Raw genomic sequence first — 22,519 nt, 5'->3', positions numbered from 1 at the left:
CCGGGCCGGGCGAGCGGCGGTAGGAGGCCGTATCGCGCGAAGCGCGCACGGCCGCCGGTCGGAGCCGAGGACCCGGCTCCGACCCCACATTCGTGACCCAACCAACCGGACCTTGTCCGACGGAGCGTCCATGTATGCCAGACCTGCGGACCGCCATGGCCCCGCTTCCCCCGAGCCGCTCTCCGCAAGCGACCTGACCGGCCGTCTCCTGCGGCGCGCGGGCGAACTGCTGGACATCCCGGCGGCGTCGGTGGACCCCGACGCGCCCCTCTCCGACCTGGGGCTGACCTCCTTGCACGCGGTCGCGCTGGGCGAGGCGCTCGCGGAGTGGACCGGCCGCCATGTGCCCACCAGCGTGTTCTGGGAAACCCCCACCCTGGGAGGGGTCGTGGACCGGGTCCTCGACCGCGGTCGCCCCGTCGGGCGCCGGGAGCCGTCCGGGTCCACGGCGCAGGCCGGGCCGGCCGCGCAGGAGCCGGTGGCCATCATCGGTATCGGTTGCCGGCTGCCGGGCGCCGCGACGCCCGAGCAGCTCTGGGAACTGCTGCTGGCCGGCCGGACGACCGCCGACGGGCTGGAGCTGCACACCTCCGACGGGACGCGCGCCCGGCTCGAAGGCTCCTTCCTCGACGATGTGGACTCCTTCGACGCGGCCTTCTTCGGGATCTCCCCGCGCGAGGCCGCCAGCATGGACCCGCAGCAGCGGCTGCTGCTCGAAACGGCCTGGGAGGCGCTGGAGGACGCGGGCGAGGTCCCGGCCGCGCTCGCCGGCAGCGCCACCGGTGTCTTCGTCGGGGTCTCCGGATACGACCACGGGCGGCTGCACTTCGGCACCCCGGACGCCGATCTGCACATCGGCACCGGCAGCGCGCTGAGCATCGCGGCCAACCGGCTCTCGTACGCCTTCCACCTCACCGGCCCGAGCATGTCGGTGGACACCGCCTGCTCGTCGTCGCTGGTGGCGGTCCATCTCGCCTGCCGCAGCCTGTGGGAGGGCGAGTCTGAGCTGGCCCTGGCGGCAGGGGTGAACGTCATCCTCGACGGGGCGGTCGGCGACGCCTTCGCCCGCGCCGGGTTCCTCTCGCCCGACGGACGGTGCAAGACCTTCGACGCGGCCGCCGACGGCTACGGGCGGGGCGAGGGCTGCGCCGTGGTCGTCCTCAAGCCGCTGTCCCGCGCCCTGGCGGACGGCGACCCCGTCCACGCGGTCATCAAGAGCACGGCGGTGAACCAGGACGGACACAGCAACGGGCTGACCGCGCCCAGCGGTACGGCGCAGGAGGACCTGCTCACCGCGGCCTACCGCCGGGCCGGTGTGGTGCCCGACGACGTCGGCTACGTCGAGGCGCACGGCACCGGTACCGCACTGGGCGACCCCATCGAGGCGCGGGCGATCGGCCGGGCGCTGGGCAGGTCGCGGCGGGCCGAACAGCCCCTGTACGTGGGCTCGGTGAAGAGCAACGTCGGGCATCTGGAAGCGGCCGCCGGTATCACCGGGCTGGTGAAGGCGGCGCTGTGCGTCAGTCATCGCACGATCCCGCCCACCGCCGGCTATCGGACGCCCAACCCCGACATCGACTTCGGTGACCTCGGACTGCGGGTACCGGACGCGGCGACGGCCTGGCCCGAGGGCTACGACGAGGCGATCGCCGGCGTGAGCTCCTTCGGCTTCGGCGGCACCAACGCGCACATCGTGCTCGGCGAGCCGCCCGCCACCGCCGCGCCGCACGTCAGGGCCGACCAGGAGGAGCACGAGCCGGGTGGCGCGCTGCTGCTCCCCGTCTCGGGCGCCGACCCGGCCGACGCCGGCCGGCAGGCCGACGGCTACCGGCGGTTGCTGGCGGCCGATCCCGCCCGGTTGGGTGCGCTGGCGCACACGGCCGGCACCCGCCGCACCCAGCATCGGTTCCGCCGGGCGCTGGTGGCGGGCGACACCGGGGAGGCCGGTGCGCTGCTGGCCGGCGTCGCGGCGGAGCCACCGGACCGGCCGATCCCCGCGGGCCGCCCCGGCCCGATCGCCTTCGTCTTCTCCGGGCAGGGCAACCAATGGGTCGGCATGGGACGCGAGTTGCTGCGCGACGAGCCGGTGGCCGCCGCGGTGCTCGGCGAGTGCGACGACATCCTGGAGAAGCTGACCGGATGGTCCCTGCTGGAGCGGCTCACCACCGACGAGGAGCCGGCCGCCGGGTACGACGACCCGGCCGTGCTCCAGCCGGTCCTGGTGTCCGTCCAACTCGCGGTGGCCCGCCTCCTGGAGAGCTGGGGCATCGCGCCCCGGGCTTGCGTCGGCCACAGCCTCGGGGAGATCTCCGCCGCGGCCGCGACCGGTGCGCTGAGCACCGAGGAGGCGCTGTTCCTCGCCGTCACCCGCGGCGAGGTGATGCGCGAGGCGACCGGCACTGGCGGCACGGCGCTGCTCGGGCTGGCCGCCGACGAGGTCCGCGCCAGGATCGAGGCGGTGGGCGGCGCGGTCGACATCGCGGCCTGGAACGCCCCCCGTTCGACCCTGATCGCCGGCGACGGCCCGACGGTCGCGCGGCTCGTTCAGCAGGCGGCGTCCGACGGCGCCTTCGCCCGCGTCCTGCCGGGCACCACGGCGTTCCACAGCCGCTTCGTCGAGCCGCTGCACGACCGGCTCGCCGACCAGATGCGGGATCTGGCACCCCAGGACGTCGGCGCCACCCTGATCTCCACCGTGACCGGACACCCCGTCGACGGCGGCGCACTCGACGGTGCCTACTGGGGCCGTAACCTGCGCGAGCCCGTACGGTTCGCCCAGGCCGTGCGCCACTTGGCCGACGCGGGCTGCCGGACGTTCGTCGAGATCGGCGCGCACCCCACCCTCACCCCCGCACTCCTTGAGACCGCCGCGGACGCGGGCGCCGAGATCATCGCGGTGCCCACCCTGCGCCGCGGTGAGCCGTCGCGCACCGCTCTCCTGTACACCGCGGGCGCGCTGTACGAGTCGGGCACCGGGATCGACCTCGCCGCCGTCAACCACGGCGCGGCCGGTGTGCTCCGGCTCCCGGTGCGGCAGTGGAACAGGCAGCGGTTCGGGGACCGGGCGCACCTGGCGGCCCGGATGTCCCAGGCGGTCTCCGCCGTGCCCGCCGGACTGCTGGGCCGTCGTCTCAGCCCGGCGTCGGGCGATGTGCACTACTGGGAAGGAACGCTGGCTCCGCACGCCCCGGGCCTCGCCGCGTGCCAGGCGGGCCGCTACGGCCTGGCGGGCGTCCCGCTGCACCTGCCGGACACCCTGGCGACCGCGGCGCTCGACGCGACCGAAGTGCTCTTCCCCGGGCGGGAGTTCAGCGTCGGCGTGCGGCCGAGGCCGGGGGCCGTCCGGGTGGCGCAGGACGCCGGAACGCAACTGGCGCTGCTGCCGGACGGCGGCGGAGCGCGCCTGACCCTGCACACCCGCGGGGAACGAGCCGCGGAGTGGCTCCCGTACGCCGAGGCGACCGCCACCGAAGCACGCCCGGCCCCCGCCGCACCGCAGGGGGCCGTGGAAGTGGCCGCCCTGCTGGGCCGGCTCCCGCAGCACACGCACGGCGCGGCGCTCCGAACGACCCTCGCCACAAGCGGCTGGGACCTCCCCGAGCCCGAGCGGATCGACGCCGTGCACCACGGGCCGGAGGGGGCGCTGATCCGGCTGCGGGCCACCGCCCGGAGCCGACACGCGATGCTCGACACCGCGGTGCTGGCGGCGGTGGTGACCGCGCACCTGGCGGATCGGGGACCGGCGGCCTGGGTACCGGCCCGTCTGGAGGGCGTCTTCGTCCCCGGTGCCGCGGACCAGCCGGCGCCGGTGTGGGCTCATGTCGCCCCTCTGGACGACCAAAGTACCGACGCGGCAGAGGAGTTGGCGCTCCGCGTACGGCTGGTCGACGCCGAGGGGCGGGTGCTGTCGGAGATCGGGCGCATCGCCCTGTCCCCGCTCACCGACGCCGAGACGGCCGCGGCGGCGGCGCTGCTCCATCAGGACGAGGCCATGCTGGCCGTCGCCGGCGCCCCGCTCGACGAACTCCTGGCCGCGAGCCCCGAGGAACGCGTCGGCCTGCTGACCGACTATCTGCGCGGGGAGACGGCCCGCGTGCTGCGCGCTCCCGCCTCCTCGATCGACGCCGCGATGCCCATGAACACCCTCGGGCTGGATTCGATCATGAGTCTGGAGCTGCACCGCAGGCTGGAGGCGGCGCTGGGCATCGAGGTCCCCGTCGTGCGCTTCCTGCGCGGCGCCACCACCGCGGACATCGCCGCCGAACTCGCCACATCGCTCGTCGCCGGTCCCGAGCGGCCGGACGACGACACCGGGACTCCCCGCCACGCGGAACTGGAGGACCCCAGGGACATCGAACGGCTCCTGGCCGAACTGGACGACCTGCCCGAAGAGGAGGTGGATTCGCTGCTCCAGCGGCTCGCGCCGCAGGCAGCGGAACAGTCATGACGACCGAGCTCTCACAGGACCAGCGCCGCGAAGCGCTGCGCGCGCTGCTGCGCGACCGGGCCCGCCGCTCCGCCGAGCCGCAGCCCGCATCCCGGGGCCAGCGGGCTCTGTGGACCTTCGACCAGCTCCATCCGGGCAGTCCGGCCTACAACCTCAGCTTCGCCGCCCGGGTCGACGGCCCGTTGGACACCGGCGCCCTGCGCACCGCCCTGACACAGATCGTCGACCACCACGCCGGCCTGCGGACCACGCTGGTGGAGTACGAGGGCGAGGTGCGCCAGCAGATCGCCCGCCACGGCACGCTGGAGTTCACCGAGACGGACCTTTCGCACCGCTCGGCCGAGGAGGTCGACGCCGCGGTCACGGAGTTCTGCACGCTGCCCTTCGACCTGTCCCGGGGCCCGCTGCTGCGCGTCCGGACGATCCGCCACGCGGACGGGCGGCTCCTGCTGCTGTCGGCCCATCACATCGCCATGGACCTGTGGTCCTTCGGGCTGTTCATGGACGACCTCCAGCGCTGCTACCCGGCCGCGGTCGAGGGGCGTCGGGCCGAGCCGGCCCACCCCGGGCAGGGCTACCTCGACTACGTCCGCTGGCAGTCCGAGAGGCTCGAAGGGGAGCAGGCCGCGGCCGACGCGGCGTACTGGGAGGAACGGCTCGCCGACGCCGTCCCGGTGCTGGACCTGCCGACGGACCGCCCCCGCCCGGCGGTGCCCGGCCACCTGGGATCCGTGCACACCTTCCGGCTGGACTCCGAGGTGACCGCGCGGGTCACCGCCCTGGCGAAGGAGCACCGCACCACCCCGTACGTCGTGCTGCTGTCGGCCTTCAACCTGGTGATGCACCGCTGGACGGGACAGCAGGACATCTGCGTCGGCTCGGTCTCCTCGGGGCGCAGCCGCGCCGCGTTCCAGGAGGTGCTGGGGTACTTCTCCAACCTCACCGTGCTGCGTACCCGGATCGGGCGGCGGCAGAGCTTCGGCGAGCTGGTCGACGAGGTGCGCGAGACCGCGCTGGGCGCGCTGGAGCACCAGGACCACCCCTTCCCGCTGCTCGCCGAGCGGCTCTCCGGCCTGCGCCAGGCCGGCGGTTCGCCGCTGTTCAACGTGGCCTTCTACTACGAGTCGGCCGCATGGTCCGCCCAGCGCGGTCTGTCGCTGTTCGGCACCGGATTCACCGATGCCCGGCTGCCGTTGGGCGATCTCACGCTGCGGCCCTACCCCCTCGCCGTGCAGGGAACGGAGCACGATCTCTCGCTGTTCGTCGAGGAGGTCGACGGCGAGCTGTGCTGCTCGCTGCGGTACGCCACCGACCTCTTCGACAGGAGCACGGTGCGGCGGCTGGCCGACTCCTTCGCCACCCTGACCGCCCAGTGCCTGGCCTCCCCGGACCGCGACCATGCCCTGCTGGACGCCGTCCCGGACGCCGACCAGCGGCTCCTGGCGGGGTGGAACCGCCTGGAGGACGGCGCCCGCAGCACCGGGCGCTGCGCCCACCACCTCGTGCTGGAGCAGGCCGCCCGCACCCCGGACGCCCCGGCCGTCGTGCACGGCGGCAGCAGCCTCACCTACCGCCAACTGGTCGAGCGGGCAACGGACCTGGCGGCCGAACTGCAGACCCGGGGCGTCGGGCCGGATGTGCGCGTCGGCCTCAGCGCCGAGGGGTCCCTGGAACTGGTCGTCGGCATGCTGGCGGTGCTCCTGGCCGGTGGCGCGTATGTGCCGCTCGACCCCGCCTACCCGCACGACCGCCTCACGTACATGCTGGAGAACTGCCGGGCGGCGCTGCTGCTGACCCTGCGCCGCCACGCCGGGCAGCTCCCGCCCACGGACCTTCCCATCCTGTTCCTGGACGAGCTGCGCCCGGCGCCCGGCGGACGGCTCACCGGCCCGGCGCCCGCACCGGACGACCTCGCGTACGTGATCTACACCTCCGGCACCACCGGACGCCCCAAGGGCGCCATGATCACCCACCAGGGGCTGGTCAACCTCGACCTCGTCCACCGCGAGGCGCTGCCGCCGCAACCGGGCCGTCGGGTCCTGCAGTTCGCGTCGATCAGCTTCGACTACTTCACCTGGGAGTGGATGCTCGCGCTGACCACCGGCGGCTCCTTGCATGTGGCCTCGCGCGAGGAGCTGCGCCCCGGGCCCCCGCTGATCGACCTGGTGGCGCGGGACCGGATCACCACGCTCAATCTGACCGCCGGTGTCCTGTCCACCCTCGACCCCGCCGACCTGCCCTCCGTCACCGAGGTCACCTCGGCCAGTGAGCCCTGCTCGGCCGCGCTGGTCGCGCGCTGGGCCCGGGACGGCCGGCGGATGGTCAACGCCTACGGGCCCACCGAGATCTCGGTCTTCTGCACCACCATGGCGCCGTTGGTCGACGACGGCAGCACCCCGCCGATCGGCCGCACCGTACCGGGCACCGAACTCCACGTCCTGGACGAGAACATGCAGCCGGTGCCGGTCGGCGCGGTCGGCGAGCTGTACATCGGCGGCCTCGGCGTCGGCCGGGGTTACCAGAGCCGCCCCGACATCACCGCCGACCGCTTCGTACCCGACCCCTTCGGCACACAACCGGGCGGCCGGCTGTACCGCTCGGGTGACCGGGTGCGCTGGGACGAGCGCGGAGTGCTGCACTACCTGGGCCGCACCGACCACCAGGTGAAGATCCGGGGCGTGCGCATCGAGCCGAGCGAGATCGAAACGGTCCTCGCCGGCCATCCGGACGTGCGCCGTGCCGTGGTCCTGGCCCGACCGTCCCGGACCGGAGACCTTCACCTCGTCGGCTATGCCACCCTGCGCGAGGCGACCCGGGGCCCGGTGGACGCCGCGGCACTGCGGGCCCACCTCGCCGAGCGGCTGCCCGCCGCCATGGTCCCCGCCTTCCTCGTCGTACTGGACCGCTTCCCCCTCAACCCGAACGGAAAGCTGGACCGGGCCAAGCTCCCCGAGCCGGATCTGGAGCGGGCGGAGGAGACGCTGGCCGGCGGTGAGCCCCGTACGCCGCTGGAGCGGGACATCGCCGCGGTGTGGCGCGAGGTGCTGGGCGTCCAGCGGATCGGTGTCCTGGACAACTTCTTCGAACTGGGCGGGCATTCGCTGCTGGCGACCCGTGTGGGGACCCGGCTGCGCGACACGCTGGGGGTCGAACTCCCGCTCCGTGAACTGTTCGAGGCCCGCACCGTCGAGGCGCTCGCCGCACGGGTGCAGGAGCACCGGGCCGGCCGGGACGAGGCCTCGGCGGCGCCCATCGAGGTGGTGGCGCGCGATCCGCGGGGGATGCAGCTCTCCTTCGCCCAGCGCCGACTGTGGTTCCTCGAACAGCTGCAACCGGGCAACCCCGCCTACCACGTGGCCGGCGAACTCCACCTGGACGGCGAGCTGGACGTCACCGCGCTGCACGCCGCCCTGACCGAGGTGGTGCGCCGGCACGAGGCGCTGCGCACGGTGTTCACCACCGTCGACGGCGCACCGCGCCAGGTGGTGGCGCCGGTCCCGGCCGACGTCCTGCCGCTGTGCGAACTCGCCGACCCGGAGCGGCTCGGCGAACGCGCCACGGCCTTCGCCGTGCGGCCGTTCGACCTGTCCGCCGCGCCCCTGCGGGCGGAGCTGGTCCGGCTCGGTGCCCGCCGGCACGTACTGCTGCTGGCGCTGCACCACATCGCCTCCGACGGCTGGTCGCTGCGCATCCTGCTGCGCGAACTGGCCACGCTGTACACGGCGTTCGGGGCCGGCAGGCCGTCACCGCTGCCGGAACCGGGCGTGCAGTACGCCGACTTCGCCGCCTGGCAGCGCGCCCGGCACCGCGCCCCCGAAGGGGAGCGGTCGCTCGCGCACTGGCAGCAGCGGCTGGCCGGCAGCCCGCCCGCACTGGAGCTGCCCACGGACTTCCCGCGCGGCGAACTCTCCGGCCGGTCCGCCGAGCGCGCCGTACAGGCGCTCGACGCCGACCTGACCGCAAAGCTCCACGGGCTGGCCACACGGCACGCCGCCAGCCCGTCGATGGTGCTGCTCAGCGCCTTCCAGCTGGTGCTCTCCCGCTGGGCCGGGCAGCACGACGTGCTGGTGGGCATGCCGGTCGCCGGGCGGGTCCGCCGGGAGGTCGAGGACCTCGTCGGGCTCTTCGTCAACACCGTCGTCATCAGGAGCGACACCTCCGGCAACCCGACCTTCACCGCGCTCCTCGACCAGGTGCGCCGTGCGGCGCTGGATGCCGACGCCTATCAGGACGTGCCGTTCGAGGAGCTGGTGGAGCGGCTGGCTCCGCAGCGCGACATGTCCCGCACCCCGGTGTTCCAGGTCATGTTCAACATGCACAACCTGGACGACTTCGAGATCGACATCCCCGGGGTGCGCACACGGCTCGTCGAGGCGGAGGACACCACCTCCAAGTTCGATCTGACCCTGTACGCCAAGCCGCGCGACGGCCGCATCGACCTCGAACTGGTCTACTCCGCCGACCTCTTCGAGCCCGAGTCCATGCGGGCGCTGCTCGGTCAGCTCCACGGTCTGCTGGTCCAGGTCGGCGACGATCCGGACCGGCCGATCGACACGATCCGGTCCGACGCCGCACCGGCCGACGACGCCCCCGCGGCGCTGCCCACGCTGCCATGGACCAGCGCGGTGCACGAGAAGTTCGCCGAAGCGGCGCGCCGCCACCCGGATGCCCCCGCGCTGCTCCACCCCACGGGCCGGCTCGACTACGCGAGCCTGGAACGGGACTCGGCCGCGCTGGCCGACGCGCTGCGGGAGGCCGGTATCGGACCCGGCGATCGGGTGACCGTGCACGGCGCTCGCTGCGCCGGGCTCGTCGTGGCACTGCTGGGTGTGCTGCGCGCCGGGGCCGCCTTCGCGGTCCTCGACCGGGAACACCCCGCCGCCCGCCGCACGGCGAGCGCCGAAGTGGTGGCCGCCCGGGCCTGGATCGAGGTCGGTGACGCTCCGGACGGGCCCACCGCGCTCGGCGCCCGCCCGGAGGTCGTGATCCGGATCGGCGCGGACGGCACCGTGCCCGCAGCGGCCACGCCGGCGCCCCGTCCGCTCGACGCCCCGACCGGGCCGTCGGACACCGCCTACCTCGCCTTCACCTCCGGCTCCACCGGTGTCCCCAAGGCCGTCGTGGGCCCGCACGGACCGTTGGCGCACTTCGTGGACTGGTACACCACCACCTTCGGGATCGGGGCCCAGGACCGGTTCGCGCTCACCTCCGGGCTGAGCCACGACCCCCTGCTGCGGGACCTGTTCGTACCGCTGGCGGTCGGTGCCCCGGTCCACGTACCCGGCCCCGAGGACCTGGCGGCCCCCGAGGCGCTCGCCTCCTGGCTGGCCGCCAACGACGTCACCGTGCTGCATCTGACCCCACCGACCGCCCGCTTCCTCTCGGGGCTGCCGAAGGGCGCGCTGCCGTCGCTGCGCTACGCCTTCTTCGGCGGCGACGTCCTCGGCGCACACGAGGTCCAGGTGATCCGTCGGCTCGCCCCGGGCGTCACGGTCGTCAACTTCTACGGCGCCACCGAGACCCCGCAGGCGCACGCGCACCACATCGTCGGCGACGATCCGGTGGGCGATCAGCCCCTGGGCCGCGGTATCGACGGAAGCCGGCTGCTGGTGCTGCGCGGGGACGAGCCGGCCGCCGTCGGCGAACTCGGCGAGATCGCCGTCCGCAGTGCCCACCTGGCCGACGGCTACCTCGGCGACCGGGAGGCCACCGCCCGCGGCTTCACCACCGGCCGGCACACCGGGCCCGGCGAACGCCTCTACCGCACCGGCGACCTCGGCCGGCTGCGGCCCGACGGCACGGTGGTCTTCGCGGGCCGCGCCGACCGGCAGGTCAAGGTGCGCGGCTACCGCGTGGACCCGGCCGAGACCGAGGCCGTGCTGCGCGCCCACCCGGGTGTCGCCGACGCACGGGTGCTGGCGGCCGCCGACTCCGCGGGCGAGACCGTGCTGCACGGCTACGTCATGGGCCGCGGCAACGGCGCGGACCTCGAAGCCCGCGCGGTGCGCGCCCACGCCGCCGAACGTCTGCCGGCCCACCTCGTCCCCGCGGCCGTCACCGTCGTCGACGCCTTCCCGTTGACCCCCAACGGCAAGCTCGACGAGCGCGCCCTGCGCCGGCTGCCGGCACGCCGGGCGTCGGACGGCGCACCGGCCGCCGCAGCCGCCTCCGATCTGGAGCACCGGCTGATCGAGCTGTGGCGCGGCCTGCTGGGGACCGAACAGGTGGGCCGGGCGGACAACTTCTTCGACCTCGGCGGGCACTCCCTGCTCGTCGTACGGCTGCAAGGGCTCCTCGCACGCGAGCTGGGCCGCACGCTCAGCGTCGTCGAACTCTTCCGCTACCCCACCGTCGCCGATCTGGCCCGGGCGCTCGGCGACGACGCCCCGGACGGCGCGGCGCGGGCGGAGCGCGCGGCGGCCGACGCGGCGCAACGCAACGACCGGCGGGCGCAGCGCAGGCGCCGTCTGAGAGAGGAGCACACCGGTGGACACCACGCCTGACGACGGGCTCGACCGGATCGCGGTGGTCGGACTGGCCTGCCGGGTGCCCGGCGCCGACGGCACCGAGCGGCTGTGGCAGAACCTGCTGGCCGGGCAGGAGTCGATCGTCCGGCTCCCGGTCACCGGTGACGAGCCGGAGGGCTATGTCGCCGCCGCGGCGCCGATCGAGGGCCCCGGCGACTTCGACGCGGAGTTCTTCGGGATGACGCCGCGCGAGGCGGAGCTGACCGACCCCCAGCACCGGCTGTTCCTCGAACACTGCTGGACGGCTCTGGAACACGCCGGCTGCGACCCGGCCCGCTACGACGGCCGGGTGGGCGTGTGGGGCGGCTGCGGCGTCAACACCTACCTCGTCCTCAACGTGCTGCCGCAGTACCGGCGTTCGGACCTGCTGCGGGAGTACCCGGCCGCGCTGCTGCACGGCAACGACAAGGACTACCTGGCGACCCGTACGGCGTACCGGCTCGGGCTGACCGGCCCGGCCCTGTCCGTGCAGACCGCCTGCTCCACCTCGCTGGTGGCCGTCGCCCAGGCCTGCCAGTCGCTGCTGGACTACCAGTGCGATATGGCGCTGGCCGGCGGAGCGGCACTGAAACTCCCCCAGGAGTGGGGGCATGTCCACGAGGAGGGCGGCATCCAGTCGGCCGACGGCCACTGCCGGCCGTTCGACGCGGACGCCGGCGGCACGGTGTTCGGCAGCGGCGTCGGGGTCGTGGCGCTCAAGCGGCTGGAGGACGCGCTGGCGGACGGGGACACGGTGCACGCCGTCATCCTCGGCGCGGCGGTCAACAACGACGGGGCGCGCCGGGTCGGCTATGCGGCACCGAGCGTCGACGGTCAGGCCGAGGTGATCGCCGAGGCCTACCGGGCCGCCGGGATCAGCGCGGCCACGGTCGGCTTCGTCGAGGCCCACGGCACCGGGACACCGGTCGGCGACCCCATCGAACTCGCCGCGCTGGACGAGGTGTTCCGCGCCGCCGGGGCGGCCGAGGGATCGGTGCTGGTGGGGTCGGTGAAGTCCAACCTCGGCCATCTCAACGCGGCCTCCGGGGTGGTCGGCCTGATCAAGGCCGTGCTCGCGGTCCGCCACGGCCAGGTGCCGCCGACCGTGCACTACCGGACCCGCAATCCGAGGACCGCGGCCGACAGCCCGTTCACGGTCAACGACACCCCGCGGCCCTGGCCCCGCCGGGACGCACCGCGCCGTGCGGGCGTGAGCTCCTTCGGGGTGGGCGGCACCAACGTCCATGTCGTCCTGGAGGAGCCGCCGGCCCGCACCCCGAGCGGCACCACCCGCCGGGTGCGCGCACACCAGATCGTCCCGCTGTCGGCCCGCACCCCCGAGGCGCTGGAGCAGGCCAGGGACCGGCTGGTGGCCGGGCTGCGCGAGGACGCCCTGGGCGCCCTGCCCGACGTCGCCCACACGCTGCAACGGGGCCGCCGGCACTTCGCGCACCGTATGGCCGTCGTCGGCGCCACCGGGCCCGACGCGGCGGCGGCGCTGGGCGAGGCCGCCGGGCGCCGGGCCGCCGACCCGGCCCGGGTGGCCTTCCTCTTCCCCGGGCAGGGCAGCCAGTACAGCGGCATGACCGCCGGACTGCGCCAGACCGAGCCGGTCTTCGCCGCGGAGATCGACCGATGCGCCCGGATCCTGGAAACGGAAACCGGTCGGGACCTGCGGGAGTTGCTGGCGCAGCCGGCGCCCGATGCCGGGCCCGACCCGCTGACCTCGACCGAACTGGCGCAACCCGCGCTGTTCGCGGTCGAGTACGCCCTGGCCCGTACGGTGCGGGGGCTCGGCGTGGAGCCGGTCGGGATGCTCGGGCACAGCCTCGGCGAATGGGTGGCGGCCACGCTGGCCGGCGTCTTCTCCCTACCCGATGCCCTGCGGCTGGTGGCGGCCCGCGGCCGACTGATGGCCGAGATGGCGCCGGGCGACATGCTGGCGGTGCAGCTGACCGAGGACGAGGCCCGGGCGCTGGAGCGGCCCGGACTGGTGCTGGCGGCGGTCAACGCCCCGCGCCAGTGCGTACTGTCCGGCACCTCGGCGGCGGTGGCGGCCGCGGCCGACGAACTCGCCCGGCGGGGAGTGCAGACCCGGCTGCTGGAGACCTCGCACGCCTTTCACTCGCCCTCGCTCGACCCGATGCTCGAACCCTTCGCCGCCCTCGTCGCCGAGGTGCCCCGGCACGCGCCCCGCACCCCCTTCGTTTCCGGGGTGAGCGGCACATGGATCACCGATGCCCAGGCGACCGACCCCGCCTACTGGGCCGAGCAGGCGCGCCGCCCGGTGCGCTGCGCCGACGGCCTGCGGACGCTCGCGGACGCCGGAGCGCCCGTACTGCTGGAGGCCGGACCCGGCCGGACGCTGGGCCGGTTCGCGGCGCAGGTGGCCGGGCCCGGCACCGTGGCGGTCGCCGCCGTCCGCGGGCCGCGGCAGGCCGGACCGGACGACCGGGTGCTGCTGAGCGCGGTGGCCCGGCTGTGGGAGCACGGCGTCGAGGTGGACTGGGCGGCGTTCTCCGCGCCCGAGGAGCGGCACACCGTCCCGCTGCCCACCTACGCCTTCCAGCGCCGGACGCACTGGGCGCGGGCTCCCGAGGACGACCGCCCGACGAAGGCCGCCGACGAGGCGGGGACGAGCCCCGCGCCGCCCGCCCCGGCCCACGGCACCGGCGCCTCCCCGGAGGACGAAGTCCTGGCCCGGACCCGGCAGTTGTGGAGCGAACTGCTCGGCGTCGTGGACATCGCGCCCGGGGACGACTTCTTCGCCCTCGGCGGCGACTCCCTGCTCGCCACCCGCCTGGCCTCGCGCATGCACCGCGCCTTCGGCGTCCGGCTGCCCCTGGACGAGCTCTTCGACGAGCCGTCCCTGGAGCGGATGGCCAAGCTCGTCACGGCCCATGGCGGCGCGCTCGACCACGCCTCAACGGACCCCACGGAGAAGCGATGACACCGTCACCCACCCGCCCCCTCTCCTTCTCCCAGGAGCGGGTCTGGTTCCTCGAACAGCTCACCCCCGGCACCGCGCGGCAGAACATCCCGCTGGCCGTGCGGCTGACCGGCCGGCTGGATGTGGCCGCGCTGACCGAGGCGCTGCGCGGCGTCGTGCGCCGCCATGACGTGCTGCGCTCGTCGGTCACCGTCGTGGACGGCGTCCCGGTCCAGCGCGTCGAGGATCCCGGACCGCTGGCCGTCCCGGTCGCCGACCTGCGCGGCGGTGACCGCGCGCGGACCGAGACGGCCGCCGGGGACTGGCTGCGCCGGCAGGCGCAGACCCCCCTCCCCCTCGACCGGGCGCCCCTGCTGCGGGCCGCGCTGGCGCGGGTGGGCGAGGACGAGCATCTGCTCGCCGTGACGGTGCATCACCTAGCCTTCGACGGCTGGTCGGTCGGGGTGCTGATGCGGGAACTGGGCGACCGCTACACGGCCCACACCTCCGGGCGCGACCCCGAACTGCGCGAACTCCCGCTGAGTTACGCGGATTTCGCCGTCCGCCAACGCGCGGCGTTCGACGCCGGCGACATGGCCGACGACCTGGCGCACTGGCGGGACGAGCTGGCCGGCGAGCTGCCCGTGCTGGAGCTGCCCACCGACCGCACCCGCCCGGAGACTCCCGCCTACCGGGGTGCGACCGTCAGCCGGGTGCTGTCCCAAGGCGCCACCGAGGCGCTGACGGAGCTGGTCCGCGCCCATGGCGTGACGCCGTACATGGTGCTGCTCGGCGGGTATGCCGCGCTGCTCGGCCGCTGGAGCGGCCGGTCCTCCGTGGTCGTCGGCAGCCCCATCGCCGGCCGTACCGACGAGGACCTGGAGGACCTGGTCGGGTTCTTCGTCAACACCATGGCGGTGCGCCTGGACCTGACCGGCGATCCGGGCTTCGACGAACTGCTGCGCCAGGTACGCAAGAAGGCGCTGGGGGCCTACGCCCACCAGGGCGTGCCCTTCGAGAAGATCGTCGAGGAGCTCGCCCCCGACCGGGAGAGCAACCGCGCGCCCGTCTTCCAGACCCTGTTCGTCCTGCAGAACGCCCCGCTGGAGGGGCTGCGGCTGCCGGGACTGACGGTCCAGCCGCTCCAGGTGCACAACGGCACCGCCGGTTTCGACCTGCAGATGTCGGTCAGCCGGCTGCCCCAGGGCCTGACCGTGACGCTGGAGTACGACACCGCGCTCTTCGACGAGGCCACGGCCGTCCGGCTGCTGACGCAGTACGAGACGCTGCTGCGGGGCGCGGCCGCCGACCCCCGCACACCGGTCTCCCGGCTTCCGCTCCTCGACGCCGACGAGGCCGAGCGGCTGCTGGCGCTGGGCCGGGGCGGCGAGGACTTCCCGGTGAGCGGCAGCCTGCACCGCAGCTTCGAGGAGCAGGCCCGCCGCCGACCCGACGCCACCGCGCTCACCTGCGGAGACCGTCACCTCAGCTACGCCGAGCTGAACGCCGCCGCGGATGAACTCGCCCTGCGACTGGGCGAGTTGGGCATCGGCGGCGAGAGCCTGGTCGGCCTCTACCTGGACCGCGGCTTCGACACCGTCATCAGCATCCTCGCCGTACTCAAGGCCGGAGCCGCCTACGTCCCCATGGACCCGGCCTACCCCGGTCCCCGGGTGGCGCGCATCCTCGCCGACGCCCGCCCGCCCGTCCTCGTCGTCCACGAGCGGCTGCGCGGACGGCTGCCGGAGTTCGACGGGCACCTGCTGGTGCTCGACGGCACCGACCGGCCCGCCGCCCGCCCCGCACCGCCGGCGCCGGCCGCGCGCCCCGGCTGCCCGGACAACGCGGCGTACGTCATCTACACCTCCGGGTCGACCGGCACGCCCAAGGGCGTGCAGATCACCCACGCCAACGTGCTGCGGCTCTTCGCGGCGACCCGCTCCCGCTACCGCTTCGACCACCGCGACGTGTGGCCGCTGTTCCACTCCTACGCCTTCGACGTGTCCGTGTGGGAGCTGTGGGGGGCGCTGCTGCACGGCGGGCGGCTGGTCATCGTGCCGGACGAGACGGCCCGCGACGCCGAGGCCTACCGCGAGCTGGTGCGTGCCGAAGGCGTCACCGTCCTCAACCAGACCCCGTCGGCGTTCGTGCACTTCTCGGCCGCCGACGCCCTGCGCGACCCGGCGGAACTCGCCCTGCGGCTGGTCGTCTTCGCCGGCGAGGCTCTGGAGCCGGGCAGCCTGAAGGGCTGGTTCGCCCGCCACGGCGACCGCACCCCGCGGCTGGTCAACATGTACGGGATCACCGAGACCACGGTGCACGTCACCCTCCGGGAGATGACGCTGGACGACGTCACCATGGCGCGGCGCAGCCCCATCGGACGCCCCATGCCCGACCTGGACATGTACGTCCTGGACGGACAGCTCCAGCCGGTGCCCACCGGAACCACCGGCGAGCTGTATGTGGGCGGCCCGGGTCTGGCCAGGTGCTACTTCGGCGCGCCCGCCCTGACCGCCGACCGGTTCGTACCGGACCCGTTCGGCCGCACCCCCGGCGCACGGCTCTACCGCAGCGGCGATCTGGCGCGGATCACCCCCGACGGCGAGATCGAGTACCTGGGCCGCTCCGACCACCAGATCAAGGTCCGCGGCTACCGCATCGAAGCGGGCGAGATCGAGGCCCAGTTGCTCGACCACCCCGCGGTCGACTCCGCGGTCGTCGTGCCCCGGCCGGACCCGGGCGGCGATATGCGGCTGATCGCGTACGTCACCGGCGGCGAGGATCCGGCGTCCGGCGACGAGCTGCGGGCCCTGCTGGAGGAGCGGCTCCCCGGGTACATGGTGCCCTGGCGGGTGGTGGTCCTCGACGCGCTGCCCCTCACCGTCAACGGCAAGGTGGACCGCGCCGCGCTGCCGGCCCCCGACAGCGTCCGCCCGGCCGTGGCCACCGCGTACGCGGAGCCGCGGGACGACATGGAGCGGGCCGTGGCCACGGCCGTGGCCGCGGTGCTGCGGCTGGACCGGGTGGGCCGGTCGGACAACTTCTTCGAGCTGGGCGGGCACTCGCTGCTGGCCACCCGGCTGGTCTTCCGGCTGCGTGCCGAGCTGGGCACCGAACTGCCCCTGCGCGCCCTGTTCGAGGTGCCCACGGTCGAGGGCATCGCCGCGGCCGTCCGCACGGCGAAGGAGCACGACGGCGCCGCGCCGGCGCACACGGTCCGCGACCTGGCCGCGGACGCCGTACTGCCCGCCGGCCTGGCCGGGTTCGACGCCCCCGCGCCCCATCTGCTCGCCAAGCCCACCCATGTGCTGCTCACCGGCGCCACCGGGTTCCTCGGCGCGTTCCTCCTGCGCGAACTGCTGCGCACCACGGACGCGTACGTCCACTGCCTGGTGCGCGCCGAGGACGACGCGCAGGCCCGGCGGCGGCTGGCGGACACCGCCCGCCGCTACGGCCTCGGCGACCCGGGCGCGGAGAGCCGGGTGGTGCCGCTCGCCGGTGACCTCGCGGCCCCCGGCCTGGGCCTCGTACCGCGGGAACTCGACCGGCTCGCGGACACCGTGGACGCGATCTACCACTGCGGCGCGGACGTCAACCTCGTCTACCCGTACGAGCAGCTCAGGGCGGCCAACGTGGACGGCACCGCGGAGCTGGTGCGGCTGGCCGGCCGCACCCGGCGCGCCCCGCTGCACTACGTCTCGACCGTCGGGGTCTTCGGCGCCGTGCCCGCACACGGCGGGCCGGTCCGGGAGACCGATCCCCCCGGCCCCGCCGACCTGCTGCGCCAGGGCTACACGCAGAGCAAGTGGGTCGGCGAGCAGATCGTGTGGCGGGCCGCCGCGGCCGGACTGCCGGTGACCGTGCACCGGCCGAGCCGGATCGCCGGCGACAGCCGCAGCGGCGCCTGCCAGACCGACGACTACCTGTGGCGGGTGGTCAAGGGCTGCGTCCAGGCGGGTGCCTACCCCGACGACGTGCGGGTGCTCACCGATCTGGTGCCGGTCGACCACGTCGGGGCCGCCATCGTCGCGCTGTCCCACGACCCCAGGGCCCTGGGCCGGGCACACCACCTGGTCAACCCGCGGCCGGTGCCGCTGAGCGAGGTGCTGGACCACGTCCGCGCCTTCGGCTACGAGCTGGCCGGTCTCCCCTTCGCGCGATGGGCGCGCACCGTCGCCGCGGACCCGGACAACGCGGCCTACCCCCTGCTGGCCGTGCTGGAGTCGAGCGCAGAGGCCGCCGGGGAACTGCGCTTCGCGCAGGACGAGACGGCCGCGCTGCTCGAACCCGCCGCGCTCCGGTGCGCCGCCATCGACGCGGAGCTGCTGCACCGCCATCTGAGCCACTTCGTCGACACCGGGTTCCTGCCGGCCCCGGTACGCCCCCACCACAACGACACCACGAGGGACCACTCATGACCACAGCGACCCGCTCCTCCTACTACAGCGCCGGTGAACACCCCCACCCCGAGTACGAACTGGAGCGCCTGCGCGCCCAGGCCCTGATGTTCTGGCCCAAGGAGCTGCGCAACCTCCGGCAGCTGGGGCTGCGCCCCGACATGGACGTGCTCGACGCCGGCTGCGGCCCCGGCTTCATCACCGAGGCACTGCTGGAGAGCCTGCCGCAGGGCACCGTGACCGGACTCGAACTCGACGAGGGCCTGCTCGCACAGGCACGCGGCCGCCTGGTGCCCGAGGAGAACCGCCGGCTGCGCCTGCTCCAGGGGTCCATCACCGAAGCCCCGCTGCCGGACGCCGGGTTCGACCTGGCGCTGGCCCGGCTCGTGCTCCAGCACATCGCCGAGCCCACCCGCGCCCTGACCGAGCTGGGCCGCCTGCTGCGCCCCGGCGGCCGCCTCGTGGTGGCCGACGCCGACGACGCGCTGTGGGGCAGCATCCACCCCGGCATCCCCGGGCTCGCCGGCGTCATGGAGCTGCGGCGGCAGCACCAGTCGCAGCGCGGCGGCAACCGCTACGTCGGGCGCGCCGTGCCCGCCATGATGCGCGCCGCCGGCTTCACCGACATCACGGTCGAGGCCGTGGCCGTCACCAGTGACGAACTGGGCATGGACGCCCTCGCCGGCCAGCTGGACGTACGGGCCCGCACCGCCCTGATGGTCAAGGAGGGCGTGATCTCCGAGGAGCAGGTGGCCCGCACCGAGGCCGAGGTCCAGGAGTTCCTGGCCGACCCCGCCTCCTCCTTCATGCTGCTGATGTTCCTCTACAGCGGCGTCAAGCAGAACGGTGAGCACCGATGAGCGCCGGCGGCGCCGCGGCCGCGTGGGCGGTCGTCGTCAATCACGAGGAGCAGTACTCGGTGTGGCCCGGCGACCGCCCGGCTCCGGCGGGCTGGCGTGAGGAGAGCCGCCACACCACCCGCGAGCAGTGCCTGGAGCACATCGCCCAGGTGTGGACCGATATGCGGCCGCTGAGCCTGCGGAACCGAATGGAGGGGCCGGCATGACGGACGGCACCGATGCCCCGCGCGAAGGGGGAGACGTGGACGAGATTCGGCGCTTCGCCCCGAGCACCCTGGTGGAGGCGCTGCGCACCCGCAGCGGCAAGCAGCCCCACAGGGTGGCGTACACCTTCCTGCACAACGGTGAGGAGATCGGCGAGGAGCTGACCTACCAGCAGCTGGACGTGGCCGCCCGGGCGCGTGCGGTCGCGCTGGAGAACGCCGGCCTCGCCGGCCGCAACGCGGTGCTCCTCCACGCGCCGGGCCTGGAGTTCGTCAAGGCGTTCGCCGGCTGCCTCTACGCCGGGACGGCCGGGGCGCCGCTCCAAGTACCGCACAACGCCGCGGGGGTGGAGCGGCTGCTGCGGGTCGTCCAGGACACCGGTTCCCCGGTCGTGCTCACGGACACCGAGACCCGCGACGACCTCCTCGACCGGTTCGCCGACACCCCGGGGCTGGCGGAGCTGACCTGGCTCACCACGGACACGGTGGACGCCGGCGCGGCCGAGCAGTGGGTCGAGCCGGAGCTGGACCCCGAGCACACCGCCCTGCTCCAGTACACCTCCGGCTCGACCGGCCACCCCAAAGGGGTGATGGTCTCGCACCGCAACTTCTGTGTGCAGGCCGCCGAGAACCAGGAGATCTGGCACGTCAGCGACGACGACATCGGCATCTCGTGGCTGCCCACGTTCCACGACATGGGCCTGATGTACGGCGTGGTCATGCCGCTGTGGCGCGGTATGCGGGTCTATCTGATGGCGCCGCAGGCGTTCGTGCGGCGGCCGCGCCGCTGGCTGGAGGCGATCAGCCGCTACCGCGGCACGCTGTCGGCGGGCCCCAACTTCGCCTACGACATGTGCAGTCGGGTGGCCGAGGCCGAGGGATGCGACGGGCTGGACCTGTCGTCCTGGCGGATGGCGGTCTGCGGGGCCGAGCCGGTGCGGATGCCGAGCATGGAGCGCTTCGCCGAGGTCCATGCCCCCGCGGGGTTCGCCCACCGCGCACTGGCGCCCGGCTACGGGCTGGCCGAGAACACGCTGAAGGTGTCCGCGACCCCCGCCGACCGGGACTACCGCACGCTGTGGATCTTTGACGGCGCACTCGCCGCGGGGCGTGCCGAGCCGGTCGAGGCGGACGCGCCCGGAGCCGTACCGGTCGTCTGCAACGGCCCCCACCAGACCGGCACGACCGTGCGCATCGTCGACCCGGTCACCCGCCGCGCCCGCCAGGACGGCGAGATCGGTGAGATCTGGGTGCAGGGCGGCAGCGTGGCCAAGGGCTACTGGCGGCGGCCCGCGGAGACCCGGGAGACCTTCCGGGCCCGGATCGCGGACGAGGAGTCCGGGGAGTTCCTGCGCACCGGCGACCTCGGGTTCGTGCACGAGGGCGAGCTGTACCCGACCGGCCGCTGGAAGGACCTGATCATCGTCGACGGCCGCAATCTGTACCCGCAGGACATCGAGCTGACGGTGGAGAAGTCCCACCCGGCCCTGCATTCCGCCTGCGCCGCGGCCTTCCCGATCGAGCGGGACGGACGGGAGCAGCTGGTGGTGCTCGTCGAGACCAATCCCCAGGTGACCGCTTCCGGGGACGACCTCCCCGCCCGGGTCGCCGCCGCCGTCGGCGGGCGCCATGAGGTGCTGCCGGCCGAGGTGGTCCCGGTCCGCCGCCGCAGTCTGCCCAAGACCACCAGCGGCAAGATCCAGCGCCGGGCGTGCAAGCAGAGCTATCTGGACGGCACGCTCCAGTACGCCCGGCACGACGAACGGGGCGGCAAGGGCGGACCCCATGGGTCCTGACTCCTTCGACACCCGCGGACAGGTGTTCCGCTGCTGGTCGGCACAGGGCGGCAGCCGCCCGATGACCGTGGCCGGCGCCCAGGGAAGCTGGTTCTGGGACCGCGAGGGCAACCGCTATCTCGATCTGGCGTCCCAGCTGGTCAATGTGAACCTGGGGCATCAGCACCCCCGCCTGCTGGCGGCCATCGCCGAACAGGCCGGGCGGTTGTGCACCATCGCGCCGCACTTCTCCCAGGACACCCGCGACCGACTGGCACAGCTGATCGCCGAGCGCGCCCCGGGCGACCTGGACCGGGTCTTCTTCACCAGCGGCGGCACCGAGGCCAATGAACACGCCGTGCGGATGGCCAAGTTGGCCACCGGCCGGTCCAAGGTGCTCACCGCCTACCGCTCGTACCACGGAGCGACCGGCGGATCGATCACCCTCACCGGGGACCCGCGCCGCTGGCCCAACGAGCCCGGCCTGCCGGGAGTGGTGCACTTCTTCGGGCCGTACGCCTACCGCACCGCCTTCCACGCGCAGGACGAACGGCAGGAGTGCGAGCGGGCGCTGGCCCACCTCGAGGAGGTCCTGTGCCTGGAGGGCCCGCACACCGTCGCCGCCGTGCTGCTGGAGACGGTGGTCGGCACGAACGGCGTGCTGGTTCCGCCGGACGGCTACCTCCAGGGCGTACGTGAACTGTGCGATCGCCACGGCGCGTTGCTCATCTGCGACGAGGTCATGGTCGGCTTCGGCCGCATCGGCGAGTGGTTCGCCGTCGACGCCTGGGGCGTCACCCCCGACCTGATCACCTTCGCCAAGGGCGTCAACTCCGGATATGTGCCCCTGGGCGGGGTCATCGTCTCCGAGCGGGTGGCGGCCGCGTTCGAGGACCGGGTCTACCCCGGGGGCCTGACCTACTCCGGGCACCCGCTGGCCTGTGCGCCGGGCATCGCCACCATCGAGGTGTTCGAGGAGACCGGCGTACTGGAGCATGTGCGGCGCCTGGGCCGGGAGGTGATGGCGCCCGGACTGGAGAAGCTCGCCGAGAAGCACCCGAGCATCGGCGAGGTGCGCGGCCGCGGCCTGTTCTGGGCGATCGAGCTGGTACGTGACCGCGCGAGCCGGACACCCCTGGTGCCCTTCAACGCCTCCGGCGCGGAGGCCGAGCCGATGACCAGGGTCATGAACTCCTGCGTCGCCGAGGGCGCCTGGCCGATGTGCCAGATGAACCGCATCCACCTCGCACCGCCGCTGGTGGTCACCGAGGAGGAGCTGCGCTGGGGGCTCGACGCCGTCGACGCCGCCCTGGACACCGCCGACGCCTACGTCACGGGGTGAGGGTCGGTCCGGCCGTGCCACCCGGCCGGACCGCCGCCGCCCGCCTGCCCCCTTCTCTCC

Annotated in this window: 8 protein-coding genes; all 8 read left to right on the top strand. The window is 74.2% G+C overall.

The window, feature by feature from the left end:
- Positions 1-130: 130 nt before the first annotated feature.
- Genes WAB15_RS30765 through WAB15_RS30730 form a run of 8 tightly spaced genes read left to right on the top strand, consistent with a single transcriptional unit; the run spans position 131 to position 22,459 of the window.
- On the top strand, positions 131-4,447 hold the full coding sequence (locus WAB15_RS30765; RefSeq protein WP_407288206.1) for a beta-ketoacyl synthase N-terminal-like domain-containing protein: 4,317 nt from the start codon (positions 131-133) through the stop codon (positions 4,445-4,447).
- Positions 4,444-10,950 carry an amino acid adenylation domain-containing protein gene (locus WAB15_RS30760; RefSeq protein WP_407288205.1) on the top strand — a complete coding sequence of 2,169 codons (6,507 nt, stop codon included), beginning with the start codon at positions 4,444-4,446 and terminating at the stop codon, positions 10,948-10,950. Before WAB15_RS30765 ends, WAB15_RS30760 begins: the two co-directional genes overlap by 4 nt.
- Positions 10,934-13,903, top strand: coding sequence for a type I polyketide synthase (locus tag WAB15_RS30755; protein ID WP_407288204.1), 2,970 nt, complete (start codon positions 10,934-10,936; stop codon positions 13,901-13,903). The genes WAB15_RS30760 and WAB15_RS30755 overlap by 17 nt, the downstream gene beginning before the upstream one ends.
- On the top strand, positions 13,900-18,300 hold the full coding sequence (locus WAB15_RS30750) for a non-ribosomal peptide synthetase (protein ID WP_407288203.1): 4,401 nt from the start codon (positions 13,900-13,902) through the stop codon (positions 18,298-18,300). The genes WAB15_RS30755 and WAB15_RS30750 overlap by 4 nt, the downstream gene beginning before the upstream one ends.
- Positions 18,297-19,139 carry a methyltransferase domain-containing protein gene (locus WAB15_RS30745; protein ID WP_399146154.1) on the top strand — a complete coding sequence of 281 codons (843 nt, stop codon included), beginning with the start codon at positions 18,297-18,299 and terminating at the stop codon, positions 19,137-19,139. Before WAB15_RS30750 ends, WAB15_RS30745 begins: the two co-directional genes overlap by 4 nt.
- Positions 19,136-19,345: an MbtH family protein gene (locus WAB15_RS30740; protein ID WP_399146153.1), complete on the top strand. Its 210-nt coding sequence runs from the start codon at positions 19,136-19,138 to the stop codon at positions 19,343-19,345. Before WAB15_RS30745 ends, WAB15_RS30740 begins: the two co-directional genes overlap by 4 nt.
- Positions 19,342-21,138, top strand: coding sequence for a fatty acyl-AMP ligase (locus tag WAB15_RS30735; RefSeq protein ID WP_407288202.1), 1,797 nt, complete (start codon positions 19,342-19,344; stop codon positions 21,136-21,138). Before WAB15_RS30740 ends, WAB15_RS30735 begins: the two co-directional genes overlap by 4 nt.
- Positions 21,128-22,459, top strand: a complete 1,332-nt coding sequence (locus tag WAB15_RS30730) for an aspartate aminotransferase family protein (protein ID WP_407288201.1) — start codon at positions 21,128-21,130, stop codon at positions 22,457-22,459. The genes WAB15_RS30735 and WAB15_RS30730 overlap by 11 nt, the downstream gene beginning before the upstream one ends.
- Positions 22,460-22,519 lie beyond the last annotated feature (60 nt).

It is taken from the genome of Streptomyces sirii (assembly GCF_045690365.1).
GTDB lineage: Bacteria > Actinomycetota > Actinomycetes > Streptomycetales > Streptomycetaceae > Streptomyces > Streptomyces sirii.
This window is presented reverse-complemented; position numbering and strand designations above follow the sequence as displayed.